Source organism: Mesorhizobium sp. WSM4817 (assembly GCF_055811135.1).
This window is the reverse complement of sequence record NZ_JBVVQQ010000007.1, coordinates 28,996-44,640: the sequence shown is the minus strand read 5'-3', so window position 1 is coordinate 44,640 and position 15,645 is coordinate 28,996. Positions and strand designations below refer to the sequence as shown.

Here is a 15,645-nt window from a genome sequence, read left to right as displayed (position 1 = left end):
ACTCGATGTGGAAAAATCAAATTCTGACCTATTTTTGATCGAGCAAATTTCTGAAGCGAAAAGGCAAAATAATACTATTCAATGTTTTACGGCGGCCAACGAATATTTTTTGGCACTCCTATCTATCGAGTGCCAACGCGCCTATAGAAGGGAGCGGCCGCCTAAGCCGGCCCCAGAAAGAAGTTTCCATGAAATTCCGGCCACTCCACGATCGCGTCGTCATTCGGCGCGCCGAAAGCGACACCAAATCCAAGGGCGGCATCATCATCCCCGACAATGCCAAGGAAAAGCCGCAGGAAGGCGAAGTGATCGCCGTCGGGCCGGGCGCGCGTGACGAAAGCGGCGCGCTGATCGCGCTCGATGTCAAGGCCGGCGACCTCATCCTGTTCGGCAAATGGTCCGGCACCGAGGTCAAGATTGACGGAGAGGACCTTCTGATCATGAAGGAGGCCGACATCATGGGCATCATCGACAAGAGCGAGATGGGCATCATCGACACGAGCGAGATGGGCATCATCGACAAGAGCGAGATGGGCATCATCGAGAAGACCGGGGCTGCCAAGAAGGCCGCCTGATTGGAGCGCCGCGCGTCTTGGACGCGCAAAGGACGCTCCAAATTTTTGATTCAGGCGGTGCTGACAGCGCCCTGCCGCAACCAACCGAACTGGAAAAAAGATGTCTGCCAAGGAAATCAAATTCTCCACCGATGCGCGTGACCGCATGCTGCGTGGTGTCGAAATCCTCAACAACGCCGTCAAGGTGACGCTCGGCCCCAAGGGCCGCAACGTCGTCATTGACAAGGCCTATGGCGCACCGCGCATCACCAAGGACGGGGTGGCGGTAGCCAAGGAAATCGAGCTTTCCGACAAGTTCGAGAACATGGGCGCGCAGATGGTGCGCGAAGTGGCGTCGAAGACCAACGACCTTGCCGGCGACGGCACCACCACCGCCACGGTGCTTGCCGCTTCCATCTTGCGCGAGGGCGCCAAATTCGTTGCCGCCGGCATGAACCCGATGGACCTCAAGCGCGGCATCGACCTTGCCGTTACCGCTGTCGTCAAGGAAATCCAGGCACGCGCCAAGAAGGTCAAATCTTCCGGTGAAATCGCGCAGGTCGGCACCATTGCCGCCAATGGCGACACCACCGTTGGCGCCATGATCGCCAAGGCGATGGACAAGGTCGGCAATGACGGGGTCATCACCGTCGAGGAAGCCAAGACCGCCGACACCGAACTCGACGTCGTCGAGGGCATGCAGTTCGACCGCGGCTATCTCTCGCCCTATTTCGTCACCAATGCCGAGAAGATGCGCGCCGAGCTGGAGGACCCTTACGTCCTCATCCATGAAAAGAAGCTCGGCAATCTGCAGGCGATGCTGCCGATCCTCGAAGCCGTGGTGCAAAGCGGCAAGCCGCTGCTGATCATCTCCGAGGACGTCGAAGGCGAAGCGCTGGCGACGCTGGTCGTCAACAAATTGCGAGGCGGCCTCAAGGTTGCGGCCGTCAAGGCGCCGGGCTTCGGTGACCGCCGCAAGTCGATGCTGGAAGACATCGCGGTGCTCACCGCCGGCCAGGTGATTTCGGAGGACCTCGGCATCAAGCTCGAAAACATCACCATCGACATGCTAGGCCGCGCGAAGCGCGTGCTGATCGAGAAGGACACGACGACGATCATCGACGGCGCCGGCGAGAAGGCCACGATCCAGGCGCGTGTCCAGCAGATCAAGGGGCAGATCGAGGAAACCACTTCCGACTACGACAAGGAGAAGCTGCAGGAGCGGCTGGCTAAGCTCGCCGGCGGCGTCGCGGTCATTCGCGTCGGCGGCGCGACCGAGTCCGAGGTCAAGGAAAAGAAGGACCGCATCGACGATGCGCTGAACGCCACGCGCGCGGCAGTGGAAGAAGGCATCGTTCCCGGCGGCGGTGTCGCGCTGCTGCGCGCCAAGGCCGTGCTGAACGGGCTGACCGGAGCCAATGCCGATGTGACGGCGGGCATTTCGATCGTGTCGAGAGCGCTCGAAGCGCCGATCCGCCAGATCGCCGAGAACTCCGGCGTCGAAGGTTCGATCGTTGTCGGCAGGTTCACGGACAGCAAGGATCACAATCAGGGCTTCGACGCCCAGAACGAGACCTATGTCGACATGATCAAGGCTGGCATCGTCGATCCCGCAAAGGTGGTGCGGACCGCGTTGCAGGATGCCGGGTCGATCGCGGCGCTGCTGATCACCGCGGAAGCCATGATCACCGACATTCCAGCAAAAGACGCTGCGCCTTCGGCCGGCATGGGCGGCTACTGACCACCCTCCCGTAAATAGGCCCTGCAAGGCCTGGCCCCAGCAAGGCCGGGCGACCGATCCCAACATCAACCAGGAAGGAACTGTCCGTGGCCACACAAAGCAGCAAGCCATCTCTCGCGCGTCGATGGGAAGATTACCAGCCGGCCAAATCCACGCTTTTGTGGGCATGCGCTGCAACCTTCGTCGCCACGCTGATCATCGGTTTCAACTGGGGCGGCTGGGTGACCGGCGGCACCTCGCGCGCGCTGGCGGCCACCGCCGGCGATACGGCGCGCGGCGAGCTGGCCTCGGCGGTCTGCGTCGATCGCTTCAATACGGCGCCCGACGCGGCCGCCAAACTTGTCGAGTTCAAGGCCATAACCGACAGCTACAAGAAGCGGCAGTTCATCGAGACGGGCGGCTGGGCGACCATGCCCGGGAAAACCTCGCCCGACAGGCTGGGTGCGCAAAGCTGCGCGGTCGCTCTCGCCACCTAACATCTTCGACCTCTCGGAGAGAACGTGCTCTTGACGAGAGCCCGAAAGACAGCCGCCGGGGCATCCTCCGGCGCGCAGCCGTCGGCAAGGAGATCGATCCATGATTGCATTCGTCCCGAAGCCAAATGCTGTAGTAAAGACCAAAGTGGCCGAGGAAAGCCGCTTCGATCGCATTCGCAGACTCGCCGCCGACAAGCACAGGAAAGCCGATGCCGGCACGATCCGCCGCGACCCGCAGAAGGCAGGCGACAAGCGCCCCATGTAACGCGCGCTTGCTGAACTACATCACGAGACCGGTGCTGCGCCACCCTCTTCCGTGCGCCGCGCAATGAATTCGTCGAGAACACCTGATGTGGCAGCGGCGCAAGCCGGCGGCCGAAAATCGGCCAGCAGCCGTTTCCAGATGCCGGTGGCGCGCTCCGTGGCGGTTCTTGACCCGGCCTGCGTCCAGTTGCCGAAATTCGACCAGTCGGCGACCAGCGGCTCGTAGAATGCGGTGCGGTAGCGCGCCATTGTGTGCCCGGCCGAGAAGAAATGCCCGCCCGGCTGCACTTCGGCGATAGCCTCGAAGCCGATCGCGGCCTCGTCGCCGGGCGTCGCCGCGCAGAGTTCCGCGATGGTCTGCAGCGCCTCGATATCGGTGATCAGCTTCTCGAACGAGACGCTCAACCCGCCTTCGAGCCAGCCGGCAGCATGGATGCAGACCGTCGCGCCGGCGAGCACCGAGCCCCACAGCGCGAACTGCGTTTCGTGGGCTGCCTGCGTGTCCGAAATGTTGGCGGCACTGCCGCCGCCGGACCGCCAGGGAAGGCCGGTGAAGCGTGCAAGCTGACCGGCGCCGAGCGTCGCCTTGACGTGCTCCGGCGTGCCGAAGGCCGGCGCCCCGGACTTCATGTCGACATTGGAGGAGAAGGAGCCATAGACGACCGGCGCGCCCGGCCGCACGATCTGGGCCAGCGTCAGCCCGGCCAGCGCTTCGGCGTGCTGCAGCGTCAGCGCGCCGGCCACGGTGATCGGCGCCATGGCGCCGGCCAGGCAGAAGGGCGTGATGATCAGCACCTGCCCCGCCTTGGCAAAGTCGATGATGCCTTGCGCCATCGGAATGTCGAGTTGACGCGGCGAGTTGGTGTTGATGACGGTGTAGCAATGAGCGCCCGAACGGAATTCGTCCTCGGACAAGCCGCGCGCCAGCCGCAGCATCTCGAAGCCGTCCTCGACCTGCGGCGTGCCGCGCGCGAAGACGAACGGCAGTTTGTCGGAGAGCGTCAACTGCGCGCGGTTGACGGCATAATGGCGGAAGCGGTTGTCGATGTCCTGCGGCTCGATGCAAGGTCCCAGCATGTGCAGCACGTCGAAATGCTGCACCAGCCGGATGAGATCCTCGAAAGCGGCAAGCGTTCCCGGCCGCCGGCCGTGCCCCAGATCGGTGACGTTCGGCGCCCCGGATCCTGCCAGGAACGTCATCGAGCCGAGTTCGAGCGTCAGGTCGCGGGCACGGTCACCGGCATAGACGCGGATCGATTTCGGCGCCGAGCCCAGCGCCGCCGAGACGATGTCGCGGCCGATGCGCACCATCTGGCTGTCCTCGTCGACCAGCGCGCCGGCACGAGCAAGAATGGCGCGCGCCTCCGGCAGCAGCACCTTGGCGCCGAGTTGCTCGAGCACGCGCAGCGCCGTGTCGTGGATCGCGGCGACCTGGTCGGCCGAAAAGATCGGCTGCGGCAGGAACGGGTTCTTCAGCGAACGATAGTCCGGCCGGCGGCTGGTCTCGCTGCCGGCCTCGCCGGTTCGTCCGCGCCTGCGTTCGCGCCTGAGGTTGCGTGCGGCGTCATCGACCATGGCGGATACTCCTCATTGCCGTATTGCCCTGCATTGCGGATCGTAGGCAGGAGCCGCGATGACGCGCGTCGGCCGCTCGGCCCAGTTCGTTGAGGCAGACAGGATACTTGCACTGTACATATGTGTCTAGTACGGTTGTATGCAGTTCGCCCTCATGCCTATTGTGCGGCCATGATCATGATTTCTCCGCAGGACGAGCCGGCGTCCGGCAACACCAAGGTGACGCGCCAGGACTGGATCAATCTTGCGCTCCAGACACTGATTTCAGACGGCATCGCAAGCGTGCGCGTGCTGCCGCTTGGCCAGAAACTCGGCGTATCGCGCTCAAGCTTCTACTGGTATTTCGAGAGCCGTCAGGACCTGCTCGACCAGTTGCTTGCCCATTGGCGGGACACCAACACCAAGTCGATCATCGAACGCGCGCAGCGGCCGGCCGAAAGCATCATCATGGGGGTCATGAACGTGTTCGAATGCTGGGCGGACGAGCGCCTGTTCGATCCCAGGCTCGACTTCGCCATCCGGGAATGGGCGCGTCGCTCCGAGGACGTGCGCCGGGCCATCGACCAGGCCGACAATGACCGACTGGGTGCGATCCGCGACATGTATCGCCGGCATGGCTACGGCGAAGAGGATGCCTTCATCCGCGCCCGTGTGCTCTACTACATGCAGATCGGCTATTATGTGCTCGACCTCAAGGAACCGGTCGAGGCGAGGGTCAGTCATCTCGCCGCCTATCTGCGCAGTTTCACCGGCCAGGAGCCAAGCGATGCCGACGTGGCGCATTTCATGCGCTTTATCGCGGCGCGTTAAGTGAGTGCGAGGTGGCAGAGGTGGCAGGCCCGACCCTGGTATCAACAAACTGTACCGCGAAAGCCCCCCTCACCCTTGTGAGCGAGGCCAAAATGGACAAATAGTCTGGTATGAGTGCCGCTTCTCAGTGGGAGGCGTAGCCGCAGCCGGATCTTGGAATGGCCAGTCCTTTGAAAACACGCAGGAGAAGGGGTCCGATTGCCGCAAGACTGCTGGCGGCGGATGCGTGGTTCGATTCCTCGCTCTACGAGACCGGCTTCAAGGCGCGCCGGTTCTGGGAAGCGGCCACCATTTTTTTCCGGCGCTTCCGCGTCTCCGGCTGGCGCCGCGGCATCATCGAACTGTTGAGCGAAGGTTTCACGCTCGGCGCCGGCGGCATCGTCGTCATGCTGGCGCTCGCCTTGCCGGCCTTCCAGGAAACCGCCGGCGACTGGCGCGCCCAGGGCGATTTCGCCATCACCTTCCTCGACCGCTACGGCAATGAGATCGGCCAGCGCGGCATCATCCAGCGCGATTCGGTGCCGGTCGACGAGATGCCCGACCAAGTCATCAAGGCGGTGCTGGCCACCGAGGATCGGCGTTTCTTCGATCACTACGGCATCGACGCGCTCGGCCTTTCGCGCGCGATCTTCGCGAATGTGCGGGCGAATTCCGTGGTGCAGGGCGGCTCGAGCATCACCCAGCAGTTGGCCAAGAACCTGTTCCTGACCAATGAACGGACGTTGGAGCGGAAGGTCAAGGAAGCCTTCCTGGCGCTGTGGCTCGAGGCCAATCTGTCAAAGAAGGAGATCCTGCAGCTCTATCTCGACCGCGTCTATATGGGCGGCGGCACGTTCGGCATCGAAGCGGCCGCCGATTTCTATTTCGGCAAAAGCGTCAAGGATGTGAACCTCGCCGAAGCGGCGATGCTGGCCGGCCTGTTCAAGGCACCGACCAAATACGCGCCGCACATCAACCTGCCTGCTGCCAGGGCGCGGGCCAATGTGGTGCTGTCGAATCTCGTCGAAGGCGGCTTCATGAGCGAGGGTCAGGTGCTGCAGGCGCGGCTGCATCCGGCTGAAATCGTCGACCGCGGCGAGCAGAAGAGCCCGGATTACTACCTCGACTGGGCATTCGAAGAGGTCAAGAAGATCGCCGCGAAGTCCGGCCAGCATTCGCTGGTCGCCCACACAACTTTCGACGCCAACATCCAGAAGGCGGCGGAAGAATCGATGGAGTTCCATCTCCGCCAGTTCGGCAAGGAATACAACGTCACCGAAGGCGCCATGGTCGTCATCGAAACCAATGGCGCAGTCAGGGCGATCGTCGGCGGCCGCGACTACGGTGCCAGCCAGTTCAACCGCGCCACCAAGGCGCTGCGCCAGAGCGGCTCATCGTTTAAACCCTACGTATACGCAACGGCGATGGAGCACGGCTTCACGCCGGACTCCGTCGTTTCCGGCGCGCCGATCTCCTGGGGTGCCTGGTCGCCGCACAATTACAATGACGGACGGGCCGGCAAGGTCACGCTGATCACGGCGATGGCCAAATCGGTCAACACCGTGCCGGTGCGGCTGGCCAAGAATCATCTCGGCATCAAGCCGATCAAGGCGATGGCGGAAGCCATGGGCGTCGAATCGCCGCTCGAATCGCACAAGACGATGGTGCTCGGCACATCGGGCATGACCGTGATGGACCAGGCGACAGGCTTTAGCGTGTTCGCCCAGAACGGCTTTGTCGGCTCCCGGCATGGCGTCACCCAGCTCGTCACCCGTACTGGCGAGGTGGTTTACGATTTCGCCAAGGATGCGCCGCCGCCGCGCCGTGTGCTCTCGGAGCAGGCGCTGAAATCCATGAACACCATGCTGGCGGCGGTGCCGGTGATGGGCACGGCGCGGCGCGCTGCGCTTCCCAATATCGTTTCGGCCGGCAAGACCGGCACAACGCAGTCTTACCGCGACGCCTGGTATGTCGGATTCACCGGCAACTACACGGCTGCCGTGTGGCTCGGCAATGACGACTTCACCCCGACCAACAACATGACCGGCGGCTCGCTGCCGGCGATGGTTTGGCAGCGGCTGATGGTCTATGCGCACCAGAATATCGACCTCAAGCCGATCCCCGGCCTCGATCATCCCTTCGTCGACGAAGAGATCGCCGCCAAGGCCGAGGAAGCGGAAAAGAAGAATGCCGAGCAGGCAGCGGCCGACACCGCCGCCGAGCGGCCGCCGGTGCTGTCCAGCCAGACGACGCGGGCGCTCAGGGACATCACCAGGCTGTTCCAGTCGGCGCCCGTCCTCCAGGCGCCTGCGACACCGGAGACCCTGTCGGCGCTTTGATGCTGGCACGACGGGCCAGGCCATCCCTCGCGCCGCAATTCCACAGAGGTCCGCTTGCCATGGCCCCCTGCCCCGCGATATCCCCGAGCGGCACTCCTCTTGCCCGCGGCTCTTCATGCTCAAGAACGCATTCCTGACGCTCCTCGCGCTTGCCATAGCCATCGGCGGCGGCGGCGGCAGCGTCTGGTACGCTCTCAAGACGCAGGATGGCATTGGCGCGATCAGGATCGGCCAATGGACGGCGTTTCCCGATATCGGCACGCAGACGGCGGATCCTTATTCGAAAGCCCGCGTGGCGCGCGAGGGTGTCCTTGCACTCGGGCAGGCAGAAGGCCTGTCGTTTATCGCCGAACGCGATTCCGATGGCGAACTATTGAAACGCCAATGCGCCTATGAAATCGAAGGCGGGTTTCCCACAGCCCGGTTCTGGACCCTCTATGCCGCCGATCGGTCGCTCGGCGCGGTCGAGACCGGCAAGCCAAGGCTTGCGGCACTTCAGTCCTACCAGGTGCTGCGCCAGCCCGACAATTCCGTGCTTATTTCCGTCAGCAACGGCCCCGCGCCCGGCAACTGGCTGCTTTCCGACGGCTTCGGCCGGATGTATCTCGTGCTGACATTCTACGACACGCCGATCGCCAGCAGCACGGGCCTTTCGGATGTCACGCTGCCGCAGATCGTGAAGGTCGGCTGCAATGCGTAGACTGCTGCACGCGATCCTGCTCGGCCTGCTTGGCGCCGGCATCGTACACATCATCGTGCTGCTGCTCGCCCCGGAATTTTCCGAACGCAATGCCTGGTCGCGGCTGGCCATGGCCTCCAACCTTTATCGGATGACCAGGCTGGACGCTGAGGCCGGCGGTACGCCCGTGGTGAAATCGGTCGATCCGCTGTTTTATGCTGCGGCTTGCCGCTTCGATCTGTCCGATGGGATGATTCGGGTGAAGGCACCGGGAAACGTCCCGTTCTGGTCCGTATCGGTCTATGACCGCAGCGGCCATAACATCTACTCCTTCAACGACCACAGCGCGACCGGAAGGGTGCTGGACAGTATCGTACTGACGCCGGCGCAGATGATCGAGATCCGCAAGGATCTCCCGGAGGAATTGCAAGGGGCAATCTTCGTCGAAGCGCCGATCGACGAAGGCATGTTCGTCATCCGCTCCTTCGTGCCCGACGACAGCTGGAAGCCGACCGTGTCGCGGTTTCTCGAGCAGAGTTCCTGCGAGCTGCAGGACTACTGACGTCAACCGAAACATGCCGCCGGTTCCGGCCCAAGCCTTGCGAGCCGCCGCGGCGCTCATTCAAGGAGATAGAGCGTCCTTTGCGCGCCCAACAGGGCGCGGCGAATCCATTCAGCCGCGACGCGCTTTAATGATGCGGAACAGGCAACGTCCCCGACGTCCCCGGCATCGTCCTTGACGAACCCGGCTTGTCCGGACCGGCGCCTGGCCTCGTCTCGCCCGTCAGTGGCGGTTGCTCGTAGCGGACGCCGGGGAAAATGATCACCGCCGCCGGCGCTCCGGTGTTTCGGTCTGCTCGATTGGTTGCCGCCGTTCGCGGCACGAAAGACAGTACCATGCCCATGGTTCGTGCATTCCTCTCGGTTGCCCCGGAGCACAACGCAACGCCTCCAATCTGATTAAGGAGCCAGTAGGTTAACGGAACGCTAACGGATCGCCGCTAATTTGATCTTTGTTCTGAGGTCAGGAAGTCCTGACCCGTGGCAAATGCGAAACCGACACAGTCCCGGTCGAGCATGGTCAAGATTGTGTCGAGTGTCAGGCGTATCCTTCGTGTCATCTGCGGATTTCAGGCAAATCGCTATACGGGCTGAATCGGGAAAGGCCGAAAGGCTGTTCCGCGCCACGGTGTCGGCGTTCTGTTCGCTCACCCGCCCTTCGCGCCGGGAGATCGCGCAACTTGAGGATCTGACGCTGCCGCTTTTCGCCGATGTGTCGGTCGAATCGCGCCGCTACGTCGCCGCCGCCCTTTCCGAATGCGAATATGCGCCCGCTGCGCTGGTCCGGCGGCTTTGCGAGGAGCCGGTCGACGTTGCCGCGCCGCTGCTCATCCGCTCGCGCGCGCTCAGCGATATCGACCTCATCGCGCTGATCGGCCGCCATGGCCTGCCGCATGCGCGCGCCATTGCGCGCCGCAAGGATCTGAACCCGACCATCGCCCACCTGATCAGGGCGCTTGAAAAGCCGACGCTGGCGAGCGTGCGGCAGCCTGAGGCAAACGCCAAGGCGGTGCCCGAAAGCGCCGAAGCCGTCGCCGATAGCAGCCAGCAGGTGCCCGGCGGCGCCGCCGAGGCTGCACGGCGCCGGCTGCGGTCGATGATGCGTGATGCCGAAAGCGGCGGCGCGACGATCAATCCGTTCGCCGGCGCTAACACCTATGTCAAACTGCGCGAGACGGCGCTGACCGGCAATGCCGCATTCTTCCAGACAGCACTGGCCGACGCGCTCGAGATCGATTTTTCAACGGCACGGTCGCTCACCGCGCACCGGAGCTACACGTCGCTGCTGGCCGCCCTGCGCGCGCTCGATCTCGGCGAAGAGAGGGCGTTCCTGATCACCGCCGCCGTCTATCCCACAGAGTTCTCGCATCCGCAGGCCATCCGCATCTTTCTCGACCGCTACCGGCTGCTGCATCGCGACGCAGCGCTGGACAGCCTACGCGGCTGGAAAGCCGAGACACTGTCGAAGTCCATTCGCAATGCCGGACCGATCGCGGCAAACGCCGACGTCCGCAAAGCGGACAGCGACAATGCTGCCGCCAGCCCTAAAGCGCGTCGCGTTTGACCCGCCTCATGCGACGCTTTAGGCTGTTGTTTTTAAGCATGTCGTTATCGCAAAACCGCTGCAGACCCTCGGGTCAGCCCGAGGGCATGCTTTTGCGCGACATGCTTTAGGCGCGTCGCGCCTGAAAAGAGATTCAAGCGAACGCTCTAAGCCTTTGTCTGCATATCGCTATTGCGACTTGACGGAAAGAAGCTCCTCGACGGGAACAGAGCCGGCCTCGATCTCGACCACCCAGATGTCGGGATCGAATTTCTTCTCCCTTTCCAGTCGCGCGTCAAAGACGGCGGCATCGTCGCCGGCGCCGAGCAGACTGAAGTAACGGTCGTCGGGTTTGGCTGAATCGTAGCTCGTCTGCGGCGCCGGGCCAAACAAGGCAATCTCGCCCATGCGGCCACGCGCCAGCACGAAGACGGCGCCGGCCTCGGTTGCGCCGCGCTTGACCACGGCCGCAAAGCCGCCGGCGCCGAAAACCCGGCGCAGCAGGGCCGACACCCACAGATCGGTGGTTACGCGCATGGCAGGATTCCGGACGACATCGGACGGTACTTAGAGCGCTTTGCGTTTGGGTGAAACCAAAACCGCCCGCCTGCGCCCATCAGTTGGTCAGGCCGATCTCGCGCATTTTGACGTAGACGACCTCGTCGGGCTCGCCGGTCTCGGGCAGCCCGAACAGCGACTGAAACTCCCTGATCGCTGCCTTGGTGCGGGCCCCGACCACGCCATCGAGCTGCATGTCGTCATTGCCGAATGCCTTCAACCCGGCCTGGATCTTGATGATGCGGGCGTCGGGTGCCTGCGCCGACGCATCTGCCGGCGAAGCCGAGACGGGAATCGCGGCCATGTCGTCCGGACGGGGTGCCGGATGTGGCACGACCGTCGAGGCGGTTGGCATGGCGCCCAGTTGATCGAGCAGAATGCTGTCGATCTCGCCGGAAGCGTTGAGCCCGACCTTCTGCTGATAGGCTTGGATGGCCTTACGCGTGTTGGGGCCGGAAATCCCGTCGACGGTGCCGGAATAGAAATCGAGATCCTTCAATATGCCCTGGACCTGCTCGACGATCGGATCGCTCTTGATCGGGGCCGGCTCCGGCCGCACGATGTTGATGGTGGTTTCAGGCTCGTCGGCGCCGGCTCGAGGAAAGCCCTCCATGCTCCTGGTCGCAAAAAACGCGCCGGCATGAGGAAAAGGCTGATACCACAAAGCGTTCGCCGAGACGTAGAACAGCGTCACCAGGAAGGCGGTCGAACCGCCAACCAGAACCGGATTGCGTGAAATCTGGCTGCCGAGGGCGACCGCGCTGCGCTGGAAGGCATTGCCGCGGCGCTTGACCGCCCTAGGCTGTTTTGCGGAGCGAGCCATGCCTGTCCCCTTTCGTCTCCGCCTTGGCTGCAGGCATCGGCAGTACGCCGGGCTTGTCGTTCGAACGCCCGTTCGGTCCGTTCACCGGCAAGCTGATCGTGACCGTGGTGCCCTCCCCCGGCATGCTTTCGATCGACATCGTGCCCTCGTGCAGCGCCACCAGACCCTTCACCAGCGACAGGCCGAGCCCGGTCCCCTCGAAGCGGCGCGTATAGTCGTTCTGGATCTGCATGAATGGCTTGCCGAGATTGGCAAAGTCTTCCTCGGCGATGCCGATGCCGGTGTCCCTGACCCAGAAATGCAGTCGCGAGCCGATCCGCTTGGCGCCGACGACGACATCGCCGCCATCGGGCGTGAACTTGATAGCGTTGGAGACGAGGTTGATGAGTATCTGCTGCACGGCACGACGGTCGGCGTTAATCTCGCCTGCATCCGGTGCGATCTGGGCCTGAAGATCGATGTTCTTTGCCTCGGCCTGCAAGCGCATCATCGACTGGCACATTTCGACCGCTTCGACGAAACGGAAGGGTTCTGGCTCGGTCGCGTAGGCGCCGGCTTCGATCCTCGACACGTCGAGTATCGAGGTGACGACGGCAAGCAGATGCTGGCCGGACTCCTTGACCAGGCCGACATATTCCTTCTGGCGCGGGTCCTTGAAGGTGCCGAACATCTCATGCAGCAGCATGTCGGAAAAACCGATTATGGCGTTCAACGGCGTGCGCAGCTCGTGGCTGACGACCGCCAGAAACCGTCCCTTTGCCACTTCGGCAGACGCGGCCGCCTCTTTCGCAGCGGCTAGCTCTTCGCGCAAGCCGGCGAGTTCGTAGTTGTCGCGCAGGACGAACGTGAGGACGTCCTGCTGCTCTTCCCCCCGCGCCAATTCAAGCGAAAACGGCCGGTAATTGTCCGCCGTCGGGCCATTGCCGTTTTGCGGCAGCCGGACGCGAAGATCCAGCCGGCGCGCCGGCGCGCCATCGCGCATGTCGGCCAGCGCGCTGAGGTATGCGACGCGATCGGAAAGGTGGATGCGGTCGAACAGGCCGGTACCGAACAGCAGTTCCGGCTGCAGCTTGAGGATCGTGCGCGCCTTTGCCGACGCATCCAGAACCTCGCCATGCCTGCCGGCCCGCAGGACAACGGCGTCGATGATGTTCTCGAGCCGGTCGTCGGTCGCCGGATCAAGCTGCGCGCCGGCCGGGCTGCCAAGCGCTGCGACCCGGGGAATGAGAGTGAGCGCCCAGGCCAGCGGCAGCAGCCAATGCCAAGCGGCGATTTCCGCCAGGCCGAACGGAAAGACAGAACCGGCAAAAGCCTGCAGCAGGATAGCGACACATGCGGATAGGGCACCCCAGAATGCAGCGCGACGAGACGCGCCGATCCACCAGGCTTCGAACGGCAGCGCCACGACAAGCATGGCGACCGGCGAGGCCATCCCGCCCGCCGCGGCAATGATACCGGCAAGAGCAAGACTGCCCATCACCAGGGCGACCTGGCCGGCGAACGCCATCTTGCCCGATGCTGCCACCAGCAAGGCAGCAAACCAGCAGAGGCCGAACGTCGCAAAGATCGCAGCCATGGTCACGGCCACGCCCATGCCCGAGGTGACCAGCGTGACTGCTGCGCCTGCGGCAAAGAACGGAGCGGCCAGCATGACACCGATAAACCGCCTCTGGCACCGGCGGTCGTTCTGTCCGAGGATCGACGGATGAACCATACGTTCGCAACCGGCTGCCATCGCGCCGGGCAACTCAACGTATCTGGCCCTTATCGAACTCAACTCAACGCACTCGCACCTGGTCGTGAACAGCCCTGCTTCGCAGTTGCTTTTGTCGATCTGAAACTCGCATCCAGCGTTTAAGGAATGGATAAGGCAGGACCGATCAATGCCCGGCCTGAGGCAGATATTGGGAGGCCGGCACGGGGCAAACCTTGGCAATTGCGGCCATAGTAAATGGAGGGTTATCCGGGCGAACCGCCCTCCCGCCTTTGAGAGTCGCCCCCGGTAAGCCGTGCTTCTGGGAAATACATAAGGAAAACAGCTGGATAGATGGTTAAGCTTAAGTGAAGAAAATCGGCTGGATTTGAGACAAATCCATTGCAAAATGCTTCGTTTCGAATTTGCCTAAAATTTGAGGAAAATTTTCGCTGACCGGGCAAGCCGTCCTTTGCGCGTCCATGCCACTATCGTATCCATAAAGACGTCATGTCGCATGAACGCATGATCCGGTCACGAATGAGGGCATACAGATGGGCTTTCTGATCAGAATGGCTTTCTGGTTTTCGCTGGTGCTTCTGGCGCTGCCGCTGAATGTCGGCTCCGACGAGACCGGCCACCAAAGCGTCGGGCCGATCCAGGCGTTGTTTGCGGCACGCGAAGCCGTCGGCGACATTGCCGGCATATGCGAGCGCAAGCCCGACGTCTGCGAGACCGGCAAGTCCGCAATGCACACGATCACCGCCCGGGCCAGGGAGACAGCCAAGATCGCGGCCGCCATGTTGGACGACAAGACCGCCGAACCCTACACGGCGACAACGACCGGCAGCGTGCCCGAAGACATCGTCTTGCCGGCGAAAGTCGAATTGCCGGCGAAAAACTGAGATATTTTTCAGCGCATCTGTCACAGCACCGCAGCCCGTCCGCCCTAAAGCGCTTTGGCCGGCCTCACGCGACGCGCTTTTCCTCTTTTTCCGTGACGCGGCGCCGCCGGATGATTATATCCGGGGTTATGACCACGACGATCCAAACGATCCGCGACGACTTCTCTCTGCTTGACGAGTGGGAAGACCGCTATCGCTATGTGATCGAACTGGGCGAGGCCCTGCCGCCATTCCCCGATGAGGAACGCAACCCTGCCAACAAGGTGCCCGGCTGCGTCAGCCAGGTCTGGCTGACCACCGAGTATGGTCCGGGGCCCGACCCAGTCGTCACCTTCGCCGGCGATTCGGACGCCCATATCGTGCGCGGCCTCGTCGCTATCATGCTGGCGCTGTTTTCCAGACGACCCGCCAGCGAGATCCAGAAAACCGACGCGGAAGCCACGCTGAAGGCACTTGGCCTCGACGAGCACCTGTCGCCGCAACGCGCCAATGGTCTTCGTTCAATGGTCAAGCGCATCAAGCGCGACGCAGAGGCGGCCTTGAAGCAGACCGCCTGATCAGACGAACAGCGCGCGATGGCCCGACATGATCGGAGCCGCACATGTTGCGACGCATATCGATTGCTCCAGCATCGCCCCAAGATCAAAACGGCGCCCGGAGGCGCCGTTGATCATCTAACCCAGGTTGGGAAGGGAGCCGGTATCAGCGCCCCTTGCGCTTGCGGCCGAGACCCATCTTCTTGGCGAGCTGTGAGCGGGCGGCAGCATAGTTGGGAGCAACCATCGGGTAGCTGGCGTCCAGGCCCCATTTTTCACGATACTCGTCGGGCGTCAGACCGTAGTGGGTCATCAAGTGACGCTTCAGCGACTTGAACTTCTTGCCGTCTTCAAGACAGACGATGTAGTCGTCATGGACGGAGCGTTTCGGGTTTACTGCCGGCTTCTGCTTGTCGGCAGGAGGCTGTTCACTGGCCCCGCCCACGCGCCCGAGGGCGGCATGGACATCGGCGATGAGGCTAGGCAGCTCGCCGACCGGCACCGGATTGTTGCTGACATAGGCGGCCACGACATCGGCCGTCAATTCGATCAGCGCATCACTATTTCTGGAAGGTGTTTCGATAATATCCATGGCTTCCTGGCCCCAAC

16 protein-coding genes are annotated in these 15,645 nt (G+C 62.9%); 11 read left to right on the top strand and 5 right to left on the bottom strand.

What is annotated here, in order from left to right:
• Nucleotides 1-188: 188 nt before the first annotated feature.
• From AC0L2K_RS12200 to AC0L2K_RS12185, 4 genes are all read left to right on the top strand, one after another.
• Nucleotides 189-575, top strand: coding sequence for a co-chaperone GroES (locus AC0L2K_RS12200; RefSeq protein WP_473531454.1), 387 nt, complete (start codon nt 189-191; stop codon nt 573-575).
• Nucleotides 576-675: 100 nt separating this feature from the next.
• The gene (gene groL, locus AC0L2K_RS12195; RefSeq protein ID WP_473531453.1) at nt 676-2,295 is read left to right on the top strand and encodes a chaperonin GroEL; all 1,620 of its coding nucleotides are present in this window, start codon (nt 676-678) and stop codon (nt 2,293-2,295) included.
• Nucleotides 2,296-2,381: 86 nt separating this feature from the next.
• The gene (locus AC0L2K_RS12190) at nt 2,382-2,771 is read left to right on the top strand and encodes a hypothetical protein (RefSeq protein ID WP_128184590.1); all 390 of its coding nucleotides are present in this window, start codon (nt 2,382-2,384) and stop codon (nt 2,769-2,771) included.
• 100 nt (nt 2,772-2,871) lie between these two features.
• Nucleotides 2,872-3,036 (top strand): hypothetical protein, encoded by a 165-nt coding sequence (locus tag AC0L2K_RS12185; protein ID WP_167366301.1) that lies wholly within the window; start codon nt 2,872-2,874, stop codon nt 3,034-3,036.
• Nucleotides 3,037-3,056: 20 nt separating this feature from the next.
• Here AC0L2K_RS12185 and AC0L2K_RS12180 read toward each other — a convergent pair whose 3' ends face one another.
• Nucleotides 3,057-4,610, bottom strand: a complete 1,554-nt coding sequence (locus tag AC0L2K_RS12180; protein ID WP_473531452.1) for a trimethylamine methyltransferase family protein — start codon at nt 4,608-4,610, stop codon at nt 3,057-3,059.
• A 171-nt stretch (nt 4,611-4,781) separates the two neighbouring features.
• On the opposite strand from AC0L2K_RS12180, the gene AC0L2K_RS12175 reads away from it, so the two are divergent.
• The 5 genes from AC0L2K_RS12175 (at nt 4,782) to AC0L2K_RS12155 (ending at nt 10,542) form a co-directional block, all read left to right on the top strand.
• On the top strand, nt 4,782-5,420 hold the full coding sequence (locus AC0L2K_RS12175; protein ID WP_473531451.1) for a TetR/AcrR family transcriptional regulator: 639 nt from the start codon (nt 4,782-4,784) through the stop codon (nt 5,418-5,420).
• 158 nt (nt 5,421-5,578) lie between these two features.
• On the top strand, nt 5,579-7,738 hold the full coding sequence (locus AC0L2K_RS12170) for a transglycosylase domain-containing protein (protein ID WP_027152779.1): 2,160 nt from the start codon (nt 5,579-5,581) through the stop codon (nt 7,736-7,738).
• 115 nt (nt 7,739-7,853) lie between these two features.
• Nucleotides 7,854-8,438 (top strand): DUF1214 domain-containing protein, encoded by a 585-nt coding sequence (locus AC0L2K_RS12165; RefSeq protein WP_473531450.1) that lies wholly within the window; start codon nt 7,854-7,856, stop codon nt 8,436-8,438.
• On the top strand, nt 8,431-8,979 hold the full coding sequence (locus AC0L2K_RS12160; RefSeq protein WP_473531449.1) for a DUF1254 domain-containing protein: 549 nt from the start codon (nt 8,431-8,433) through the stop codon (nt 8,977-8,979). The genes AC0L2K_RS12165 and AC0L2K_RS12160 overlap by 8 nt, the downstream gene beginning before the upstream one ends.
• Before the next feature lie 552 nt (nt 8,980-9,531).
• Nucleotides 9,532-10,542, top strand: a complete 1,011-nt coding sequence (locus AC0L2K_RS12155; protein ID WP_473531448.1) for a hypothetical protein — start codon at nt 9,532-9,534, stop codon at nt 10,540-10,542.
• 168 nt (nt 10,543-10,710) lie between these two features.
• On the opposite strand, the gene AC0L2K_RS12150 is transcribed toward AC0L2K_RS12155, so the two are convergent.
• The 3 genes from AC0L2K_RS12150 to AC0L2K_RS12140 form a co-directional block, all read right to left on the bottom strand.
• A complete protein-coding gene (locus tag AC0L2K_RS12150) occupies nt 10,711-11,058 on the bottom strand; it encodes a DUF1491 family protein (protein WP_128172662.1) in 348 nt (115 codons plus the stop codon).
• A 79-nt stretch (nt 11,059-11,137) separates the two neighbouring features.
• The gene (locus AC0L2K_RS12145) at nt 11,138-11,902 is read right to left on the bottom strand and encodes a peptidoglycan-binding domain-containing protein (RefSeq protein ID WP_473531447.1); all 765 of its coding nucleotides are present in this window, start codon (nt 11,900-11,902) and stop codon (nt 11,138-11,140) included.
• Nucleotides 11,877-13,616: a PAS domain-containing sensor histidine kinase gene (locus AC0L2K_RS12140; RefSeq protein ID WP_473531446.1), complete on the bottom strand. Its 1,740-nt coding sequence runs from the start codon at nt 13,614-13,616 to the stop codon at nt 11,877-11,879. The genes AC0L2K_RS12145 and AC0L2K_RS12140 overlap by 26 nt, the downstream gene beginning before the upstream one ends.
• 533 nt (nt 13,617-14,149) lie before the next feature.
• Between AC0L2K_RS12140 and AC0L2K_RS12135 the strand changes: the two genes are divergently transcribed.
• Both AC0L2K_RS12135 and AC0L2K_RS12130 read left to right on the top strand, forming a co-directional pair.
• Entirely contained in the window at nt 14,150-14,500 is a 351-nt protein-coding gene (locus AC0L2K_RS12135; RefSeq protein WP_473531445.1) for a DUF5330 domain-containing protein, read from the top strand.
• Between the two features lie 128 nt (nt 14,501-14,628).
• A complete protein-coding gene (locus AC0L2K_RS12130) occupies nt 14,629-15,057 on the top strand; it encodes a SufE family protein (protein WP_023800835.1) in 429 nt (142 codons plus the stop codon).
• Between the two features lie 145 nt (nt 15,058-15,202).
• On the opposite strand, the gene AC0L2K_RS12125 is transcribed toward AC0L2K_RS12130, so the two are convergent.
• Entirely contained in the window at nt 15,203-15,628 is a 426-nt protein-coding gene (locus tag AC0L2K_RS12125; RefSeq protein WP_023800837.1) for a Ros/MucR family transcriptional regulator, read from the bottom strand.
• Between the last annotated feature and the right edge of the window lie 17 nt (nt 15,629-15,645).

Bases quoted from the DNA above. Each gene is read 5' to 3' on its own strand.
- AC0L2K_RS12125 (WP_023800837.1), bottom strand. From the start codon at position 15,628: ATGGATATTATCGAAACACCTTCCAGAAATAGTGATGCGCTGATCGAA.
- AC0L2K_RS12130 (WP_023800835.1), top strand. From the start codon at position 14,629: ATGACCACGACGATCCAAACGATCCGCGACGACTTCTCTCTGCTTGAC.
- AC0L2K_RS12200 (WP_473531454.1), top strand. From the start codon at position 189: ATGAAATTCCGGCCACTCCACGATCGCGTCGTCATTCGGCGCGCCGAA.
- AC0L2K_RS12140 (WP_473531446.1), bottom strand. From the start codon at position 13,616: ATGGTTCATCCGTCGATCCTCGGACAGAACGACCGCCGGTGCCAGAGG.
- AC0L2K_RS12145 (WP_473531447.1), bottom strand. From the start codon at position 11,902: ATGGCTCGCTCCGCAAAACAGCCTAGGGCGGTCAAGCGCCGCGGCAAT.
- AC0L2K_RS12150 (WP_128172662.1), bottom strand. From the start codon at position 11,058: ATGCGCGTAACCACCGATCTGTGGGTGTCGGCCCTGCTGCGCCGGGTT.
- AC0L2K_RS12170 (WP_027152779.1), top strand. From the start codon at position 5,579: ATGGCCAGTCCTTTGAAAACACGCAGGAGAAGGGGTCCGATTGCCGCA.
- AC0L2K_RS12185 (WP_167366301.1), top strand. From the start codon at position 2,872: ATGATTGCATTCGTCCCGAAGCCAAATGCTGTAGTAAAGACCAAAGTG.
- AC0L2K_RS12165 (WP_473531450.1), top strand. From the start codon at position 7,854: ATGCTCAAGAACGCATTCCTGACGCTCCTCGCGCTTGCCATAGCCATC.
- groL (WP_473531453.1), top strand. From the start codon at position 676: ATGTCTGCCAAGGAAATCAAATTCTCCACCGATGCGCGTGACCGCATG.
- AC0L2K_RS12135 (WP_473531445.1), top strand. From the start codon at position 14,150: ATGGGCTTTCTGATCAGAATGGCTTTCTGGTTTTCGCTGGTGCTTCTG.
- AC0L2K_RS12175 (WP_473531451.1), top strand. From the start codon at position 4,782: ATGATCATGATTTCTCCGCAGGACGAGCCGGCGTCCGGCAACACCAAG.
- AC0L2K_RS12160 (WP_473531449.1), top strand. From the start codon at position 8,431: ATGCGTAGACTGCTGCACGCGATCCTGCTCGGCCTGCTTGGCGCCGGC.
- AC0L2K_RS12180 (WP_473531452.1), bottom strand. From the start codon at position 4,610: ATGGTCGATGACGCCGCACGCAACCTCAGGCGCGAACGCAGGCGCGGA.